This window comes from Bradyrhizobium sp. 197 (genome assembly GCF_023073375.1).
Taxonomy (GTDB): domain Bacteria; phylum Pseudomonadota; class Alphaproteobacteria; order Rhizobiales; family Xanthobacteraceae; genus Bradyrhizobium.
In genome coordinates this window covers 13131-32644 of the sequence record NZ_JADPJJ010000102.1, presented here as the reverse complement: position 1 = coordinate 32644, position 19514 = coordinate 13131, and the positions used below count along the sequence as shown (strand labels likewise).

Here is a 19514-nt window from a genome sequence, read left to right as displayed (position 1 = left end):
GAATGCCTGAGGAACTGATGGGCGGAAGCGGGAAATTCTACATCAAGAACGGCTACGTTTATGGTCCGGCAAATAGCGGCCAGTTTTATATCCGCAATGATTATATCTACGGTCCTCGCAACAGTGGCCAGTTCTATGTCAAGGACAATTATGTTTATGGCCCGCGGTGTTCGGGCCGCTGGTACATTTCCAATGACTATTTCTACGGGCCGCCCGAAGAAGACTACCCGCCATTCATGGCGTAAGCTTTTTCAGGCGGCGGCGGGCTCTCAACAACGAAGCTCGATATGCGTGAGCTCGAAAGGAATCTCCGGGTCCCGGACGCTCAATTCAAAGGCGGCCTCCACACCAAGGCTGGAGATGACCAGTTTTCGTCGCAAAGGTGCTGCAGCCATTGCTTCCGTGATCTCGCAGACGAGGTTGTCGAGCCCTTGGCAGTCCACTAGGTGGCCTTCGACTTGGTGACCTGCCACACTGCACGCGTAAGCGAGCGCTGGAATCAGTGCGCTCAGAATGCGTCCCTGATCGGTATGTTCGATTGACCGGGCGGTTGCCGCGGCACTCGCGGTCATTGGAAGATAGGCCGGTGCCTGATCGGCTCCTTCGCCTTTAAACCTCTCGAGGTCATGTCCAGGCAACTCCTGCTTGAGCACCAAAGGCCGCTGCAAGCTGGCCGACTGGATCCGGAAGGCTGCGGATCTGTCTTGGGCTTTCCGGACGCGTCGCGCTTGGCGAAACTTCGGATCATCTTGTCGAGGATCGACGTAACTGCCGTAGATGACAGGAACTGCTTGACGTCGGCTTCATCGAGCATCGACAAAGCAAAAGCCTTGACGATGCTCGACTTGCCTGACCCATTCGGTCCGACGATAACGTGCCAGCCAGGCTCCTGGCCTGGCTCGAAGTCCATGCGTAGGCTTTCGATCGACCGAACGCCGTCGATCGCCAGCGACCTCAGATACATGGAGGCTCCGATATCAGCGGAGTAAGTGCTCGTTCATCAACTCAGCTTCCGATGGTGAATTCTCGAGACCGAGAAATCCGACCATCATCATCTTCTTTCCAGGCGCTCTACGAGAAAACCATCATGCTGAGCCTTCAATGCCCGAAACACATACTGAAGACCGTCGCGTATGACATCGGTCTTGCTCTTTCCAAGTTGCTTTGCCGTCTGCTCAAGCTTGCCTGCCAATGGACCGACCAGATCGACCGTCATTCTAACGCGGACAGTTTCAGGACCATCGGATTGTCCAATTTCATGCGTGAGAAACGCGTTAGACTCGTCTGTCAAATCTAGATCTCGCAAACGCGTGCTCTTGGGCCGCGGTCCGGCGCTGGCGACCCCATGTCTTTCCAGAATTTTCGTTGCCATTTTTGACCTACTTCATCGGTGATTGGCGTGGATTTCATGCTGTTACCCCAGAATCCCTTGTGACATGAATTCGGGGTGTAGATCTCCGCTCACCTTGCCGCGTTGAACGTGAAGGCGTTGCGGTCAAGTCTGTCCCAGGAAGAAATGCGAGCCCAAGAGGCGCTCCGAAAGAAATTTCCGGCACGTCCCACGCTACTGAAATGATCACGCTCGACGATGTTCCGATCTCGCCCGGCGCCCAAACCCGATTGGCGGCTTGGCAGGCTGAAATCAACACGCTTCGCTCATACAGGGCGAGGGTGGCTGAAGCGGCTTCGAAGTTCAGCACCAGGAATAATCGAAGAAACAAGACCTTTCAGGAGGTTAGAGCCGCCTTAGAGAGGATGTGCTGCGGCGCCAAACGGTGCTGCTATTGCGAGGATTCTGCTGCCGACGAAGTCGAGCATATTGCGCCCAAGACCCTGTTTCCGGAGCGGGTATTTGATTGGACGAATTACATCTACGCCTGTGGGCCGTGCAACGGCCCCAAGAACAATCGGTACTCCTACATAACTCCACTAGGTGAGACGAAGGAGTTCGTAAGGACGCGGGGTGGGCGGCTTGTGGCGCCGCCTGGAGGGTGCGAGGCGTTGATCGTAAGCGCGAATTTCTCCGCACCTTTTGCTTTTGAGTGCCCTGATGCACAAGGTGTCCACCAAAATAGGTGGACACCTTGTGATGGCAGCGGATGATCAGAAACTGCGGGTCAGACTTGTTGGCCGGAACGGTCGCCGGCGCTACGAGGCGGCATCGAAAGAGCGTCTTGTCAGGGCCTGCCTTGAGCCTGGGGTTTCGGTATCGAGGCTTGCACTCGAACATGGGGTCAACGCGAACCTCCTTCGGAAGTGGATCAAGAAGCACAGCGCGACCAGGTCGCTGCCGCCGTCCTCACGCCCGGCGTTCATCCCGGTTCAGCTTGAGGGGAAGGCCGAGCGGGACCTGTCGCGAAAACACAGCGTGGCGACGGTTGATTTGCCGGCTTGCGATGAAGTGCGTGGTTCGGAACCCAAAGGGACTTCAGCTTTTTGTTCTCCGGCCAAAGTGAGCGTGTCGCTGCCGAACGGGGTGAAGCTCGCGCTGGAATGCGGCGATGTGGATGCATTGACGGCGATCATCGGAGCGCTGGGCGATGTTTAGACTGGGCGGTGACCTGCAGGTCTATCTGCACCGTGAGCCGATCGACTTCCGGGCTGGCATCAACAGCCTTGCGGTCCTGGTCCAGGAGACGATGGCGCTCGATCCATTCACTCCGGCGGTTTTTGCGTTCTGCAATCGCCGTTGCGACCGGATGAAGCTTCTGTTCTTCGATCGGTCCGGCTTTGTACTGGTCCTGAAGCGGCTGACCGAGGACAGGTTCCGATGGCCGCGCCGCCAGGAGGCGATCGTCACGCTGACGACGGAGCAATTGCACTGGATCCTTGACGGCATCGATATCGATGCGATGGTCCGCCATCCGGCGCGGCAATATCAGGTTGCCGGCTGAGCTCTCGAGTTGAGCGGTTGACGCGTCGGTACGGTTCAGATTCAAGAATCCGATGAATCGAACCGGCGATCCGAGTGTTGAAGTGCTGCTGGCGCGCATTGCTGCGCTGCAGGCGGAGAGCCATCAACTCGCCGACCGCATCGTCAAACTCGAGGAAGAACTGGCGCTGGCAAGGCTGCATCGTTTTGCGCCGCGCAGCGAAAAGCATGTTGATCGTCTCTTCACTGAAGCCGAGCAGGCCTCCGATGAGGAGGACGCCGGCAGTGAAACGAACAATATCGCCGAACTTCCGGACACGGGCTTGCCACCCGTCGAAAACACAACGGGAAAGAAGCGCGGCCGCAGGCCGCTGCCGGCGAACCTTCCGCGTGAGCGCGTCGAGTATGACCTGTCCGACGATCAGAAGGCGTGTCCTTGCTGCCTTGGCCAGATGCATCGCATGGGCGAGGCTGTCACGGAGCAACTTCATATCGAGGTGAAGGCGAAGGTTTTACAGAACGTACGCTTCAAATATGCGTGCCGCCATTGCGATCGCACCGGGATCAACGCCCCTGTCGTGACCGCGCCGATGGCGACGCAGCCGCTGCCGGGCAGCGTTGCCACGGCCTCAACGCTGGCGTTCGCGCTGGTTCATAAATATGTCGATGGCACGTCGCTCTACCGCCTGGCGCAGGCCTTCGAACGCGCCGGTGTTCCGGTCAGCCGCGGCGCTTTGGGTCGCTGGGTGATCGGCTCGAGCGAGAAACATCTCTCCCGCGTCTATGACGCCCTGAAGCTGCGGCTCAGATCGCAGCCTCTCATCCATGGCGACGAGACGACGGTTCAGGTCCTCAAGGAGAAGGACAAAAAGGCCACCAGCACATCGTACATGTGGGCTTATCGCAGCGGCAAGGGCAGCCACGAGCCGATCGTTCTTCTGGATTATCAGCCGGGCCGCGGCCAAATCTACCCGCAAGCCTTCCTCGGCGATTACCGTGGCATCGTGATGAGTGACGGCTATACCGCATGGCGCACGCTGGAAGGGGCCACCCACATTGGATGCATGGCCCACTCCCGGCGGCGCTTTGTCGATGCCCTCAAAGCCAGGAAGAAGGGCGGCGGTCCGCCCGAGCAAGCGCTGCGGTTCTTTGAACAGCTCTACCGGGTTGAAAGGCAGGCGCGGGATGGAATACCGGAGAAGGGTGAAACACAGGCCGACTGCATTCGCCGCTTCCGCCAGCAACATAGTGTCCCCATCCTCAATGCTCTCAAAGTATGGCTCGATGACATGGCCCCGAAGGTCTTGCCTGACAGCAAGCTCGGCGACGCCGTATCCTACACCCGAAACCAATGGGAATATCTGACGCGCTACACCGGGGACGGCAGCATGCCGATCGACAACAATCTTCTGGAGCGCGACATCAGGGTTTTTGCAACTGGCAGGAAGAGTTGGTTGTTCAGCGATACCGTGGACGGAGCCAAGGCCAGTGCCGTCGTCTACAGCCTGATGCTGACCTGCCGCGCCTCACGTGTCGAGCCGTTAGCGTGGTTGCGCCACGTCCTCACCGAATTGCCTCAGCGCGCCGGCGACGCCGATATTACCGACCTGCTGCCCTTCAACTTCCACAAAGCCGCCACTGCCTGAACGGCACGATATCGCCCGATACTAGGGCAATCCATCAAAACCGCCGGCGTCAACGTGCGCGGAAAATCGCGCTTACCGTTGATCGATCCTCGTCGAGAAGATCCGTTGAATTTCATGCAACTCGACCTCTCAGGAACTTTCTGTTTTGTACCTATTGGCACAGATCCGATCCTCGTTCGCCGCGCCGTTTGGACGATCGAGGTGCTCGATCTAAACAAGCCAACCCTGACTCGTGCGCGCTCATCCGCGTGCTTCAACTTCATGAATGCGTTGCGGTTCTATGCCGGTCAAAAGCTAGCGAACGTCCCGGTCGCAGAGCTCGAGCAGACGAAGCTGATGGTCCTGTCGCAACCACACCCGACCGTTCTCTTAGAAATGCAACGATCACCCTTAGCAGCCCCGCTCTTCGTCGACATCCCTGAAGCGAGAACTTGGCGTTTCACGCCGACCTAGCGCGCGCGATAGAACCCATGTGGGAGATCCGGACTTGCCTGCGCAAGCTGGACCCTGCTCCAACATCACGGGTGGGGCGCCCGCCCGGCTCTCTCATGTGAGTGGTACCGAATACTCCACGTACAGCGACGCGAGGTCAGAATGGGCCGATTTGGGGCCGAAGCGGAGGCGAGAGAAGAAACTTTCCCAGTCGGCTTGGGTGAGTTCGCCTGGCTTGTCCTGACGACGGGCTCGGTCGGCCTTCAAATCATCCAGAGACTTGTCTGCACGCAGAACTCTTCCCTTTGTTCTTTCCAGAAGATGCGTCAGAAGAGAGGGGAACGGCATATTCCAGTGCTTGATTTTGCGAGCAAATTCCTCTCTCACCGGGATCATTGCCACGAGATCTGGATGAGTCATTAGCTCAAGGCCATTGGTCCGCAGTGTCGCATTGTGGCTGGCGTGGTGGCCGACTTTATATAGCACCGTCGCGGCGAGGAGCTTTTGGATATCGATTGCGGCCGGATCCTCTCTCTTGGCGCCGCTCGGCCAAACGTATTGTTGCCAAGACTCCCAGTTTCCGACCTGCGCATCTCCAGGGAAGAGCAGCACGCGACGATCAGTTTGGGCTCCAAACGCGAAAGCGAGAACTAAGCTAGTGTTGTTGGTGTCGGAATCGAGCTTTAAAGCAAGCTGTTCTGCGGCCCCGAGCCAATCGCGATCAATCCGCCGCCATTGGTCCCGCTCAGAAAAATAAGCTTCGTTTTGTTCACGTTCAACCTCGGTAAACGGACGGAAATACTGGTTATCGAACGGCATTGAAAGTTCAATGGCTCTCGCTTCATCGGCATCAAGCGAGATGGCTTCCTTCTCCAGCTGAACCGCAGCCGCCAAATATACACCAAGTCCGGCGCTCTCGTCACTCAGGTAGACCTCACCCTTTCGCGGGTTGCTGCGGAGGAGGAATTTGGTGTCCTTCGGAGGTCCGAGAACATATGCTTCGACCGGAATCCCAGCGGGGAGCGGAATCGGATCCGCGCCCGGCGTGAAGTATCTTACCCTTTTGGCAAGGCCCTTGAGCATCGCCAAAATGGCTCCGGTATCCATCCTCGATGTCGCCGCACCGGGCGACTGGCCGGTGAACGCGAGCAGCTCTCTGACTTCATCCCGTTGTCCCCCGCCTCTTGGCGCTCTTCCCGCCTCATCTTCGTCCTCCTCTGGAGCGGTCGCGGGCGGTCCGAAGTGCTTGTCGAGTGTGAGCAGGAGCTGAAGCGCCTTTTGTCTGCGCGCGCGGATCCGTGCCGCATCAGCATCCTTGTCGTTTTCTGTCCAGGCCAGCCAAAGCTCGTCGATCTCGAACTTTCGGAAGATAGTCTCTGCCTGGCAAAATCCGGACAGATGATCCCAATGTTCGTGGGTGACTACCAGGACATCGAGACGAGATCCCGTCGTTTTTGCCAAGTCGTCGGCGATTTCGTTCAGAATGTTCGCCGCGGACGGCATTCCCTGGAGCGCTCCGCAATCGACCAAGACATTTACATCGCGCTCCGGTCCGGCAGGAACTCTGATCAGGAAGCAGTCGCCAAGGATGTTATTGTACATGCGAACAGAGATGTGGCCGGGCTTGGCTGATGGGGCTCCTGTGGTTGACCTTGCACTCTCTTCGCTGTCCACTCCGGATTGAGGAGATGGTGCGGACTGGCCGCCCTTCTTTCGCGCCGGCTTTTTGTCTGCCTTCTTCGCCGTCTTTCGGGTTGGAGCCTTCTTTCCTGCGCTCAGCATGAGGTCATCCGTTCCGATGCAGAAATGCGAACGGCTCCTCGCGTGAGTCGAGACCGAAATAAGTAGCTCCTAGCGACTCGGTCTCACGCTCAAATAGAAAACGCCTCTGCGCCTCGAGACGTGATGCGCTCAGAATGTCCTTGCTTACGATATATCGAACTTTTGCAGAGTGGAGATCGATGATCAGCGTGCATCCACCACGGAAGGTGAAATCTGCCCCGCGCGACCGGTGACCAGATGCATCAGCGCCCGATTGCTCCTGAGCATCGCTAAAGCCTCTCCGCTCCTGAACAATTTCGACCACAAGTTGTGGGAGTTCCTCGCCGTCGGGGCCGATACGTCGGGTGGTTCGGACCGACTGGACGTCAAAAGCTGGCAACCCACCCTCCTTGACTGACCGCCTGATCGTCTTGGGCGCATCGTCATCAAGCGCCAATCCCATCTTGCGAAGAGTTTCTGCCGGAAACCTGTTTCGGTCCTTCAGGCGCGCATAGAAAACTCCCGCGTTGTCGATCGCCTGCTTCCAGAGGTCCTCGCGGGTTTCCTTATAGCTCGTGTCGATGCCATCGAGCCATCCCAGAGCCATGTCCTCATTCGGCTCCCCCCATAACAAACTGTCGACTGCCAAGGATCGGCAATCACGGGGGTAGATACCCCGTCTTCTGAACGCTTCCACAAAAGCGATACGGTATCCACGATCGTCATCAGCAACCAGATCGCTGTCCGCCGTGACAATCGCCCGCAGAAAGTCGCCAAACGTGACGTCGACGGGAGGAAGATAGTCGAGTGCACGGATGCACATCCGCAGGACATGGCCTGCCGTCTTGTTTGCCTCGGAGGTTAAACGATTTAGCAGATCGGGATGAAGATCCCGGTCGGGAAAGCGTTCGCCCTCTCCGGTAACCATCCGGATCAGGTCCGCGACACGGGTTCGATAAATGGTGATGAATGCGTCGAATACCGCGGCGACCAAGATGGCCCCGCGTTCATGCGGCTCCGTCACATGCGCAATTGCCCGCGCGTCCGGGAGACCGCTCACCGGATCGATCTTGTCGATCCCGTCGCGAAGGGAGCCGTAATTACCTATTGCTTGGCCGAATTGCAGCGCAAGATTGCTCAGGAGCGATCGCTGGGAGAGATCGCCGCGTACGCGTCCGATCTGGTTCTTGACCGCCTCCGGCATGGTAAAGTGCTGCAACAGGGCTACGATATCGGCGAAAGCTTCGTGGAATGCTAGGGAGTCGGGATTGCTCGGTTCAAGATACATCCTATGCATGCCGTCCAAAATCGCATGGCTCATTTCGTGGGCGATGATGTCGTGCGACAGACAGGAGAAGATCATTCCCTCCGGCAAATTATTGCCAATCTCCTCTCCACTGGCCCTGAAATAGCCAAACAAGAGCGCGCGCTTTTGCGGACTGTAATACGCGTTGGCCTCGCGGAGCGCATGCGGATAGATGCGGAGCTTGCCAATGTAAGTTCTGCTTTTGAACGCTGCCAGATCGTCCCTTCGCGCCCATCGCCACGCCCAAAGGACTCGTCGCCCTAGGGCCCGCTCGAAGTTGCGGATTGTTGTCATTCCGATCGCATAAACCATCTGTTGATGGAACTGCGGGTTACCCTCCGATGGAGCATGCCCGTCTTGCGCCAGCAGCTGCGGTGAATTCAGATCGACCGGTTCATAAAAGGCGTCGCTCGCCGGGTCCACGTCAATCACTTCGAGGTACTCGCCGCTTGGACCAGCCCCAAGCGTCTCCCACGGTACCTTGATCACCGCCGCATTCATCGTGGCGGTCCGCAGGTCCGTTGAGGCGGAAGGATCGAACGCGTAGACACGCAACCGCCGGAACGCGGGAGAGCTGGGCTTACGCACGCTCAATATCCACCAGCAAAGGGAAATTGCGTCGGAGAGGTTATGGTAACCCCCAGCTTTGTCTGCAAAGCCGCATCAATATGTGCACGCAACGCGGCGTCGCAGATCGCATAGCCCCAGTTTATTAAGCGATCCTGTAGATTCCTTGGCATCGCCTCGAGTCTGGTGGGCACCTCGGCGAGAGCGCTTGAATTGCGGGTCGAGCATCCAAGTGGGTCTTCACTGAGTTGGTAATCGGCGAATGTCGTCCGAATACCCCAATACGTTCCGGAGTGATCGTTTCGACGAAACGAATCGATCAGGTGACGCTTGCGCAAACTCCTAACCTGGTTGTCCACCGTATCAAGCACCCGCAAGGAGTGGCGTGCCCAGTCCCGATGCGGGTCTGGCTCGGGAGCGATTTTCTGTCCTGCATCGCTAACAAGCAAGGTCGTGTACCTCTTTGAAATCGTCTCCAAGCCGAGGTTGTCGTAGACTCCTCCATCACTTAGGATGGCAGTTTTGGTGTAGGGCTCGCGATGGAGATCCGCGCCAGGGGTGTTCACGACGTCCTGAGTGATGTCGAGTTCGCACGGCGACAGGATTGGAGGGAAGGCCGAAGACGCAGCGACGGCTTTCGCCAGCGAAACATTCGGACGATCTACCAATCCCACCCTGTAGTCACCCATGTAGTTACGCGAGAAGCGCCAGAGAGCCGCCGTCTGAATGTTGGTCGCGTTTATGACGAAGCGCGGGTTGCCCGCCTGGGTGTCGTCGGGAAGATCTGCAAGCGTCGTCCCTTTGAACGCGACATCGTCATATGCTTTTGCGACCCGGTCGCTGATGGACCCGGGTAGCAGAATGCCGCCTATGATCGCGCCGGCGTCGATAGTCGTATCAGCCATCGCTCTGATTTGATTGACGACCATGCCAAGGTTGGTTGCAACGTCGTTTTTGAAAGTGAGTTTGCTCCAGTTCGCTCCGAGTATCCCAGCTGTGATCGAGCCACCCGACACGCTGGAGATCCTGTTGATCTTTCGCAGTAGCGCTAGCTCGTTCAGCCGGATCAGCGCGCCGGCATGGAACACCATGGCGCGGTAGCCTCCCCCGGAGAGCGCAAGCCCAATCCCGTCCTCAGGTTTGGCGAGGGGTCTGTCAATGAACTCGTCCACAGGCATGAGAAAAGCTCCAATCGATTCATGCTGAGAATGATCTTAGAGGAGCATGCATCAATCGGCATGCCGCTCAGCAATATGCTTCCGAAACTACAAAGTAGGCTTCACGAAAAGACCGGAAAAGAACTTACACGCTTTGGTAGAATTGGCAAGCCGCGAGCCGTGAGAGCTCGGACTGGTCGGCTAAGCCGCGAGGTGTGCCGCGCATCCTGCGAGTATATGCAGATCATGAGGGTTATCCACTTACTGCCCGTTGACTCTCGGTTGTGATGGACGCAACTTACCTGCTTTTTGGGTTATAGGAGGGGGCTGTGCGCTTTCAATTGCAATGTCAGAGAAGATCAGCATATCGGGCAGTTGCTTTAATCATCACGCTGGCTTCCCTTGCGGGCTGCACACGCGGCGAACTTGAACATAAGGCCGACGCCTACAATCAGGCCATTGCAGAATCGAACAATCGCCAAATCCTGCTGAATGCAGTTAGGGCGAGCCAACGCGCCCCGATGTCTTTTGTTGGATTCGGAGACGTCGCCGCAAGTCCCACGTTTTCTGGTACAGCTGGAGGAACATTCAATTTCGATCCGTTAGGGCTGACGACGTACAACATCAATCCCACCTTGAACGTAAACGGGGGGTTCACCTCCTTCACGATGAACAATCTTAACTATGCGGCCTTCGCCCAAGAACTCCAGCGCCCACTATCGCCGAGCATTGTTGAATATTTCGATCAGCTGAAGTTTCCGAAAGAACTTGTGAAGTTGATCTTCGTCCAAGAATACACGCTTGCGGTGCAGAGACGGCAGAGAATAGCGAGCGAAGCTGCCGTAAGGTGTCGAACCCGAGGAAACCAGCGTGACGCTGATATCTGCGCTGCGATGGAAAGGGATCGCGACCGATTTTATAAGGCTGGCTGCCAAGACTTCCCCGAGACGCATGGCACGATGACGGTGCTAAACGTCGGAAGAGATCTGTGTGCGATGGTCACGTTCCAGACGTTCGTCAGACAACTGCGGCTCCTCGAGGTCGAACTCCCATTCAAGCCGCGCACAAGTCAAGCAATCCTCTATTATCTTGGTGAGCTGATAGCTGCGCAGAACTATTCGACGCATCGGTTTTTGCCCGAAGTGTTGATCGAGAAAGATAGCCGCCGGTTGGCAGTTCCGCTGTTTGAGGTCGAGCGAGCTGCTGGGACCGTCGCCGGGGCGGCAGTAACCGTCTCTTATGGTGCGGAGACTTTCTTCATCCCGACGCCCGTGTTTGGCAGTAACGAAGAAGCCCGATCGCTGCAGGTGTTAGATTTGGTGTCACAGGTGATAACGGCCGCGACGTCCAAAGACGCGCTGCCGAAGACCTCAACGGTCACGTTGGTGCAGGCGCGCTAGGACCAGTTGCGGAGCAGTCGAAACACTGCGTGCCTGTCGAACAGCAAAGGTTCGGGACTTTAGGTGTCTCTTGCGAGAACAAGGGCAGTCCTGGTTCAACGTGCGGCGGACCGGATGGGGTAGTTTGCGCTCGAAGGCGTTGGGTAGAGGTGTGTGGGATTACTTCTGAATGAGAGCGGCAGTGTCGAAAAGGGCGGCAATTTAGCTGAAGCTCAGCAAGCTCGCGTGAACAAGGCGGCGACCTGGGCACAAATTGTAGGGCAAAGTCTGGGTGCTGGTCCGAGTGCAGACGCACGCTCCCTAGTAAGAAAGATGTTTGTCTGGATTGTTGAGCAGCCCGCGTAGACGCGGTAACGTGCAGCGTAAGATTGAGACGAGTTCGCAATGAGATCGGCGCACGAAGTGGACCGCCACTCTCTCCAAGCGTTTATGGCGTCTGTTTAGTTTTGCAGCTGCACAACAAAGTGAATAGTTGTCACGGGTGTCTGCACATCTGCAACTCTTGTACGGTCTCGTTCTATTCGGCTGCGAACCTGGGGAGAGATTTGTCATGCGAGCGATGATGACGTCCGGGTGGCGGGTGCGACGCGCAAATGCTCTTGCGGTCGTCGTCCTCATGCTTGCTACCGCACAATCATATGCCATGGACAAGCTCGGTAGCACGCCGTCTGCGGATGACGTCCAGCAGCAGTCCTCGAAGAGTCCGCTGGATCAACCGAAGGCGCCAGCTAACGCTCAGCAGCTCTCGACCCCTGACAACGCAGCCCCAGGCAAGCATGAGTCGCCTGTCCAGTTTGGGCCGCCGTTTCAAATTGTGGACTTTACTCTCGGAGCCGTCGACCCAAATCCGGTGATCATGGGCAGCGCTGCGATCGGCCAATTCGATCTCGTCGTTCGGTATGCTGATGATTCGAGTGGGCGTCGGGGTATAGGGGAGGTGCTGGATCGGCTGGCAGTTTCGATCGATGGCGAGAGCTTCGTTCGGGGCATCGCCTCCGCGCGATTTTCCGATTCACTTCAGCCGACCTCAGACGGTGCACGTCTGGAGCGGATGAAGGGATCATTCGTCTTCACCCTCAACCGCGACGTGCTCGCGACGGTGTTCGGTATCAGCTGGGGCTCCACACATATCATCTACCTCATCGATCGCGAAACCGGGATCAAGTCGAGCCCGCTCAATATCTTCGTCCGCAGCCCTTGGCCTGCAATCGTAGGAGTGTCATCTGCTGGCGGCGCATTCCTCGCGCTTGTCGGTTTCCTTGCTATCCGTTCGGCTAAGCGTAAGCCCTCGGAGTCCAAACCGCCTCTCGTTCTAGCGGCGAAGCCGACCGAGATCGAAGAAGCAGTAGTGACGAGGGCGGTGTTGCCGGCTCCAGAGGTGCCGTCAGCCGTGCTGACAGCCTTAGGCGAGGGGCGCGCGATGCTGGTGCTTGGGGGCGGTGCCTCTGCACAGGCCGGCTATCCCGATGGTGCAACTCTCGTAGCTCAGCTCGTGGAGCGGTTGGACGATGCGCTTCCGAGGAGCCTGATCGAGAGTGTTGAAGCTGAAGCGAAATTGATCGTCTCCGGCGACGGCTACAACAAGGTGATGGATGCGATCGCTGCTGCCGTCCCGCACGAGCGTGTCGCGCGCGAAATACAGGAAATCATCTCGACTACGCGGCCAAATGCTTCGCTGCACCATACCCTCGCTGCGCTGCCATGGCGCGGCGTCGTTACGCTCGCGCGCGATACGCTGGCGGATGGCATCTTCGCGGGGAAGACCGGCTGGTCGAAGTTCTCACTTGAACAAGCGAGTGAACTGCCGAACGCGATCAAGAGCGGCACGCATGCGCTTCTACGGCCTATGGGTGATCTCGACCGGCCCGATGCGCTATCGCTGTCGATGACCGAACTCCGTCGTAACCTAGCGCGCTGGCCGGAATTCCAGCGCCAGATGGCGCTTTTGCTGCAGACGCAGAATTTCGTGTTCATCGGCGTCGGCGCTACCACGCTCGAGCAGTTCCTACAGGCCGTTGGCGTGGACTTGGAAGTTGCCGGCGAGCGACATTTCGCGCTCGTGCCGGATCGCCACGACATCGGCCTGCTGAGCGCTACGGTATCGCGATTCGGTGTGACACTTTTGCCCTACACCGCCGATACGACCCATATTGCAGTCTCCGACTTCGTTACCAAACTTGCCCACCTTGCGCGCTTCACCGCGCCGGCCCGTGGGCGCGCCCAAGGCTCGCCCAACGAGTTTGCCGCCAGCCGCATCGAGGCCATCAAGCTCACCAACATTGGTCTGTTCGAGCAACTCGAGCTAAAGTTTCAGACCCAGATTCCCGGTGTTCCGGGCGCCGCATGGACCGTGATCTTCGGTCCCAATGGTTGCGGCAAGTCGAGCATTCTGCGCGCCATCGGGCTTGCTCTGAGTGGCAATGAGGCGAGCGCTGCAGCCGGACGCCTGCTCCAGGTCGGAAAAACCGAAGCCGCAATCGAGCTCACCTTCGGTTCACAAGTCCTGCGCACGCGGCTTGTGCGCAACCGCGACGTCTCCGTGGTGCCGAGCGCGACCACACCCGTGCAAGGTGGGCTGGCACTAGTGCTTGGCTTCCCCGCTCTGCGCGGCGCCCCCTCAATCAACCCGAAAGGGCCGGCCCCGCTAGAAGCGCGTCTTGCGGAGCCCGCCGATCTGCTGCCTTTGGTCAGTGGTGAGGTGGACCGGAGGCTCGGCAGTTTCAAGCAGTGGCTGATCAATGTGCTGGAACAGGCTGGTCGCGGCGACGCGCGAGCAGTGGCGAAGAAGGCATTGCTCGACAATATCATCCACGACGTTGTGCCCGGCATGTTCCGGAAGCTTGCGCCCCTCGACAGCAGCTATGTGATTCGCGTGAAGATCGACGACAAAGACGTCGCTTCGCCGGAGGATGTGCCGTTCGACGATCTCAGTCAGGGTATGTCGTCGATCTTCAACTGGCTCGGAGTTCTGGTGCAGCGGATGTATGACTTCTATCCCCAGGCGGCGGAGCCGCAGAAGGAGCACGCGATCACACTGATCGATGAAATCGATGCACATCTGCATCCGGATTGGCAGCGGCGTCTCGTCGAACTATCCAAAAAATTCTTTCCAAATGTTCAGGTCATCGCTACCTCGCACTCGCCGCTGCTCGCAGGTGCGCTGCGCGGCAAAGAAATGTGTGTGCTGGAGCGCGATCGGCGCAGCGGACGTGTCGGTCCGCTACCATTCGACCTCGATTTCTATGGCCGCAGCAGCCAGGAGATCCTCACAAGTGTGGTGTTTGGCCTCCAATCTGATCGCAACCCGGAGACGGAGCGTCTCATTCATCGTTATTACGACCTTTTTGAAAAGGTGAAGCGAACCCAGTCTGAGGATGATGAGCTGCAAGAGCTCGGGCAGCGTTTAAACAATGTGAGCTATGGCGCGATCACCGAGGCTGCCGTCGTCAAGACTACTGAGCCAGAGGAGTGGTCGGCAGATGAAACGGAAATCCTGCGTAAGCACTTCGAAGCAGCTAGCGCGACAACGTCGAGGGCAGCCTCGTGATTAGAGTAGTAAAAGATCCGCAACAGGACCCGTCTTGGCAGGACGTTTTCACCGAGGCGACGCGACAGCGCGGCGAACTAATTAAGGAGTTCAGAAAGCGGGGCGACACCACAGTCGAAGACCAACTGTACAAGAAATACATGAGCTTTCTGCTAAAGATATTCAATCAAAAATGCGCTTACTGTGAAACGGTGATCGGAAGCAATCAGCCGGGGGACGTCGAGCATTTCCGTCCCAAGGGGCGCGTTGCGGACGACAACTTCAAGCCGATCAAGGTCAAGGTCAGCAAGTGGGGCGAGATCGATCATCCCGGCTATTACTGGCTGGCGTACGACTGGGACAACTTGTTCCCGGCCTGCATCGACTGCAATCGTTATCGTAAACACGGCGCGGGCAAGGGCGAGGGGGCTGGCAAGGCCGATCGCTTCCCCGTCGACGGCTTTCGAGCGGCCGAGCCTGACCAGGAGAAGAGGGAAGTCGCGTTGCTCATAAATCCCAGTAAGGACGAGCCGGATGATCACTTGCAATTCCTGGATACCGGCGAGGTCTTTGCGCGAACCGAGATGGGCAAGCGGACGCTGCACATGCTGGGCCTAAATCGTCGCGAGGTGCTGGTGAAATCGCGCAAGCTTGCATTTAGCAATGCAAGGGTGCTTCTGCAGCAATACTGCACGGCCGTCCTGAGTGGTAGCGAGGAACAGGAGGAGCTGCGTGAACGCATCAACGCGATCTGGGAGGGACGGGAGTCATACACTGCTATGCAAAAGCTAGGATTCGAGATTATTCGTCAACGCGTCGCGAGCAAAGGGATCGCTATTGAATTGCCTCTGAAAAAGACTTGAGCACGGACGGCGCTGGAATGAAATGCGTCTTGTTCGGCGGGCAGCAATAGCTCTTGCGGCATTGGTGCTGATCCCTGGTACTGCAGCGTGCAAAGATCGAGGTCGCGCGAGGCGAGGTTATCGTAGCTCAGACCGCCTATCGGCGGACAGGTCAAGGATGCCGAAGCGGAGCGGGGAGGGGCGGTGGCCCTATCCCAAACGAAAGGTCCGAACCCACAGGCGCCCTTAATCTTCTTGCCGCCAGTGCGAGCGCGTGAGCTCGATGAAGACGTCAGTTGAAAGGTGGGAGATGCGCCGCACCGCATAGAGATCGGCGTTCGCGCCCTAGCGATGACAGAGGCCGGCGCGAAACGGGCTTGCTGTTGTGTTTCCGCTGACGATCCTTTCTCAGCTATTGAGATCCCGCAGCATGCACTGGTCGCTTTGATTATCTCGTTCGACTCTGGTCTTTTAGTCAAGCTCGACCATCCCGAACCGGCTCGTCGCATCTAGACCGACGCTTCCGGGACAGTGGTGCTGGCCGGCTGGAAGGGCCTACCTGGCACTTTGCTCCCCCGATGATTGGTCCGGTGGCAGCGCTGGTGTTAACAAGATCCTGCAGGCATTCGGCTTTCTCCGAGCCGCGTGGAGGAGGAAAGTAGACGAAGAGCATGGCTGGCGCAGGGTCCTTCGATCGCGCTCGGCTTCTGCCGCAATCAGGCGCTCGAAAACATCCAAACGATAGGCCTCTCACCCATGCTGGGCTCCGTCCGGCCAGCATGATGAATCGGTCCAACTGAGTTGGGAGTGCCAAATCTTCCGGCCTATCCCCATCTCGCTTAGCGGGATCGCGTGGATCCGCTCGTGTAATTGCCATGCCTTCAGCGCAACATTCAAGCGTCCTCCGGGGTCTGCGGCTCGTCAGGAGTGATTCCGTCGAAGAAGAAGCGCACAATATAGCGATCAAAAGGTCCTAGAGATTTGATCGCGAGCACCGCGTTACTCCCCAAAAACTTGAATCTCTCAAGTGTTCTTATGAGATCCATCTCGGGGTCTTCAAAATTGATGAGCCCAGCGGTATGGATCTTCTTCGATATCATGCGCGGTAGGCCGTATTCCTCGAGGTGGTAGACTGCACTGGGGAGAAACGCCCGGCTCATCCTGCCCACGAAACCGGAAACGTCGACAGAAGGGTTCACGATGATCTTATGAAGCTCATTTGCGTCGCCCAGGAGAGCGGACAACTTAAACGTAACAGTCCGCTCCAGTTTGAAGAAGTCCTCTATGCTTATGCCATCTTGCCTCAACGTCGAAATAATCTGGGAGAGGTCATCATGCCAATTGTGCGCGATCGCCTTGGTGACATTCACAACGTTAGACCATGTCGTATCCCAGCCGCCGGGTTTGAGTTTGAGTACTTTATACAGCATAGGGTCCCACTGGGAGGGATTTGATGAGTTGAGATAGCCGAACCCCTTCCACTCATCCGGAGCGTCCCTCATGTCTTTCGCCAAACGCAGCAGAAAGTCGGCATCGCTGTCCTGAAGAAGATTGTCCTTCTTGAGGCGCCCGAATTGTTCGGCGCCAATGATAGCGGACATTTGGCTTCTGTACTCGACGATCCGTTCAATTTGAAGGTCTGTCAGCTGGTCTGCATCGCCATGTTCGTCGAGAGTCCCTAGCATCTTATCTGGAAACGAGATTTCGAGTTGGGCATCTTCGGATTTTGGCGGCGCATCTAAAAGGAAAATATTGCCTACGAAGTACTTGAACATGCGCCCGCCGCGGCCAATAATATTCTTGTATGTAAAGTCCTTAAGGTTGGTCCTGCCAACCTTGCTGCGCCATACGATCACGTTCTGAGCGGAAGTGTTGACACCCTCAATGATCGAAGAGGTGGACACAATGCTGTCGAATCCGTCCTCATATTCAAAAAGTTTGATCTGCAGCTGGCTGAGGCATCTGTGCATGCTGCCATTGTGAACCCCGACGGCGCGCTCAACCAGGTCGGCCAAGAGCCAGTCCTCTTCGTAGTTGTCCCTGAGCCACTTGGCGAATGCTGAGGTGTAGATCCGATCAACGGGTGGCAGGTTCTCGATTACAAGGTCGGCAATCTTTCGGATCTCGGAGTATGTACCGGCATAGACAAGCGTTTTCTGATCGCCAGGAGAAATCAGCTCAATAAGCTTCGCGCCTTTCTTGGCGGCGTCTCCTCCAAAGTCCCTGTAAGGTTCTTGAATATTCAAGTACACCGTATTGAAATTAAGGAGTTCAATAAACTCCATGTCGCGCGTGAACGCATTATCGTTGAGTTTCTTGATGTTCGGCGCAAGGTAGTACCTCTGGGTTGCCTTCTTGGAAAGTTTTAGAATCGCCTTTATGAGAGTGGAGGCGCGCTCGGGGTCGTGCTCTTGGCTCGCCTTGTAGAATTCATCGACTACGAGAAGGTCGATCTTTTCCAGGGATGCCAGATATCCGAAGGCGCGCTCCTGCGGAAAGATGAAGATGTTTTTGAGTCCGAGCCGTGTATCCGGCGCAGTAATGATCGTGTAGTGGTCGGAGAATTTCTTGAACAGTCGCCTTCGTGTTTCATCCATGAGCGCGATCGTCGGAACAATAATCACGACGTTGTCGGGATGCTTTGCGGCTACAAATGCATCAATGATGAAGCTTTTCCCGAAGCTCGTTGGGGCGCTTACCGCGATGCTGTTTCCGTTCAGCAGCTTGGCAAGGATAGACGATTGCTCTCGGTGCAGGGTTGCCAATCGACGCCCAACGTCGACCTCAAACGCATGATGCACGTATTTTTGATCCCATGATGCGCTCTCAAGTTGCAGGTAGGGAAACAGGCCGGTCGCCCGGATCATATGGTTCACTAATTGAGGGTAGGGCGTCTTAGCCTGCTCCAAATCTGCTAGCAGTTGTATCAGGAGGTTTCTGGCAGCCAGCTCGTTCTGGCTGGATAGCAACCCATTGATCTCCTGACACGTCTCAAAAATCTCCATCATTTCTGTCCTTTGTAGAAGGCTACCGCGTGGACAAACGCATCAACGATCTTTTTCTTGCTTGGGACGGGAAAGAGGATGATGTGGAAGTTGAGATCACCGTATTTGTGAACTGAGTTGGATTTTGCGAGCTGCTTTGAAAAGTAAGAATTAGCCCGTTCCTTGTGAAACGCGGTCAACGTTGCCTTGTAATTCTGGGACAATTCCTTCGCAGCCGCGGTCGTAGCGCATTCATGTAGCAAGAGGATCGGTATATGAATCTTCGCCTTCAGCGTGTCGATCGACTCCCGGTTGCTTAAGGCGGCTTTGATCTTCTCCCGAAGGCCCGCCTCGATCGCCAGGCCATCCAGGTCCGAGACACTGGTGATGATCGCGTTTTCCTTCTTCAGCTTATCGGTCGAAAGCGAGTTTAGGACGGAAGTCACTACCGCATCGAGTCGAGCATCAGCTATGGAGTTGTAAAATTTCGCTTCGCCGAACCAGAGTGTAAAGTCGTCGCCATTCACTACGATGTGTACGCTGTCTGCACCCTTGGCATTGTCCTGAACGTTCTGCTTGTAAAATATCTTTGGAACGACTGGCAAAGCGCCAAACCGATGGCGCATTAGTCCATACAAGAACACTTCGGCAATTTCGCTGCCCTGACCCAGCTCATCCTTGTCAGTCAATCTGAGGTTCTGAGCGGCGGCTATAAGACTGCTGTGACTCTGGTCCACAAGTGCGGATCGCTCTCTTTGGGACAGGGCGGTTTGAGCTATATTGTCCCAGAGGTAACTCTGGAACTTGAGATACCGCCACTCGGCGTCCTCGAAGTCGTTAATTAAACTGAGGACCCGCTTGTTCACTAAGGCGGTGAGCTGAGACACGGAAGTGATTCCGGCAAGAGCGTCATCGATAAGGATCTCGAATGACAAGCCTGTCATTGATATAATTGTCTCCCAAAGACATACGCATAGTCCACCTTGGTACGAATTCCTACCGCACATTCCTGGGTAGTCGG

General features: G+C 56.7%; 16 protein-coding genes. 8 read left to right on the top strand and 8 right to left on the bottom strand.

Annotated elements, in window-relative coordinates; genetic code table 11:
• The first annotated feature begins 2 nt into the window (after nt 1-2).
• Nucleotides 3-245, top strand: a complete 243-nt coding sequence (locus tag IVB27_RS24580; RefSeq protein WP_247445758.1) for a hypothetical protein — start codon at nt 3-5, stop codon at nt 243-245.
• Between the two features lie 24 nt (nt 246-269).
• Here the strand turns inward: IVB27_RS24580 and IVB27_RS24575 are convergent, their stop codons facing one another.
• From IVB27_RS24575 to IVB27_RS24570, 3 genes are all read right to left on the bottom strand, one after another.
• Nucleotides 270-656, bottom strand: coding sequence for a hypothetical protein (locus tag IVB27_RS24575; protein WP_247445757.1), 387 nt, complete (start codon nt 654-656; stop codon nt 270-272).
• Nucleotides 569-964, bottom strand: a complete 396-nt coding sequence (locus tag IVB27_RS43680; RefSeq protein ID WP_524536501.1) for an AAA family ATPase — start codon at nt 962-964, stop codon at nt 569-571. The genes IVB27_RS24575 and IVB27_RS43680 overlap by 88 nt, the downstream gene beginning before the upstream one ends.
• An 87-nt stretch (nt 965-1051) precedes the next feature.
• Entirely contained in the window at nt 1052-1372 is a 321-nt protein-coding gene (locus tag IVB27_RS24570; RefSeq protein ID WP_247445756.1) for a hypothetical protein, read from the bottom strand.
• Between the two features lie 717 nt (nt 1373-2089).
• On the opposite strand from IVB27_RS24570, the gene tnpA reads away from it, so the two are divergent.
• The 4 genes from tnpA (at nt 2090) to IVB27_RS24550 (ending at nt 4971) form a co-directional block, all read left to right on the top strand.
• Entirely contained in the window at nt 2090-2548 is a 459-nt protein-coding gene (gene tnpA / locus IVB27_RS24565; RefSeq protein ID WP_247445831.1) for an IS66-like element accessory protein TnpA, read from the top strand.
• Nucleotides 2541-2894, top strand: a complete 354-nt coding sequence (gene tnpB, locus IVB27_RS24560) for an IS66 family insertion sequence element accessory protein TnpB (RefSeq protein ID WP_247445755.1) — start codon at nt 2541-2543, stop codon at nt 2892-2894. The genes tnpA and tnpB overlap by 8 nt, the downstream gene beginning before the upstream one ends.
• Nucleotides 2895-2946: 52 nt before the next feature.
• Nucleotides 2947-4518, top strand: coding sequence for an IS66 family transposase (gene tnpC / locus IVB27_RS24555; RefSeq protein ID WP_247445754.1), 1572 nt, complete (start codon nt 2947-2949; stop codon nt 4516-4518).
• Between the two features lie 105 nt (nt 4519-4623).
• Nucleotides 4624-4971, top strand: a complete 348-nt coding sequence (locus IVB27_RS24550; RefSeq protein ID WP_247445753.1) for a hypothetical protein — start codon at nt 4624-4626, stop codon at nt 4969-4971.
• 93 nt (nt 4972-5064) lie between these two features.
• On the opposite strand, the gene IVB27_RS24545 is transcribed toward IVB27_RS24550, so the two are convergent.
• From IVB27_RS24545 to IVB27_RS24535, 3 genes are read right to left on the bottom strand one after another with little or no spacing between them, the layout of a single operon-like run.
• Complete coding sequence (locus IVB27_RS24545; RefSeq protein WP_247445751.1) at nt 5065-6732, bottom strand: MBL fold metallo-hydrolase; 1668 nt, start codon at nt 6730-6732, stop codon at nt 5065-5067.
• A gap of 4 nt (nt 6733-6736) precedes the next feature.
• Nucleotides 6737-8605, bottom strand: a complete 1869-nt coding sequence (locus IVB27_RS24540) for a gluzincin family metallopeptidase (protein WP_247445750.1) — start codon at nt 8603-8605, stop codon at nt 6737-6739.
• A 2-nt stretch (nt 8606-8607) separates the two neighbouring features.
• Nucleotides 8608-9762, bottom strand: coding sequence for a patatin-like phospholipase family protein (locus IVB27_RS24535; protein WP_247445749.1), 1155 nt, complete (start codon nt 9760-9762; stop codon nt 8608-8610).
• Between the two features lie 308 nt (nt 9763-10070).
• On the opposite strand from IVB27_RS24535, the gene IVB27_RS24530 reads away from it, so the two are divergent.
• The 3 genes from IVB27_RS24530 (at nt 10071) to IVB27_RS24520 (ending at nt 15530) form a co-directional block, all read left to right on the top strand.
• Nucleotides 10071-11141 (top strand): DnaD domain-containing protein, encoded by a 1071-nt coding sequence (locus IVB27_RS24530; RefSeq protein WP_247445748.1) that lies wholly within the window; start codon nt 10071-10073, stop codon nt 11139-11141.
• A gap of 643 nt (nt 11142-11784) precedes the next feature.
• Nucleotides 11785-14688: an AAA family ATPase gene (locus IVB27_RS24525; protein ID WP_247445747.1), complete on the top strand. Its 2904-nt coding sequence runs from the start codon at nt 11785-11787 to the stop codon at nt 14686-14688.
• Nucleotides 14685-15530 carry an HNH endonuclease family protein gene (locus tag IVB27_RS24520; protein WP_247445746.1) on the top strand — a complete coding sequence of 282 codons (846 nt, stop codon included), beginning with the start codon at nt 14685-14687 and terminating at the stop codon, nt 15528-15530. Before IVB27_RS24525 ends, IVB27_RS24520 begins: the two co-directional genes overlap by 4 nt.
• An 872-nt stretch (nt 15531-16402) precedes the next feature.
• On the opposite strand, the gene IVB27_RS24515 is transcribed toward IVB27_RS24520, so the two are convergent.
• Both IVB27_RS24515 and IVB27_RS24510 read right to left on the bottom strand, forming a co-directional pair.
• On the bottom strand, nt 16403-18514 hold the full coding sequence (locus IVB27_RS24515; protein ID WP_247445745.1) for a DEAD/DEAH box helicase: 2112 nt from the start codon (nt 18512-18514) through the stop codon (nt 16403-16405).
• Complete coding sequence (locus IVB27_RS24510; protein ID WP_247445744.1) at nt 18514-19437, bottom strand: HamA C-terminal domain-containing protein; 924 nt, start codon at nt 19435-19437, stop codon at nt 18514-18516. Before IVB27_RS24510 ends, IVB27_RS24515 begins: the two co-directional genes overlap by 1 nt.
• Nucleotides 19438-19514: the final 77 nt, after the last annotated feature.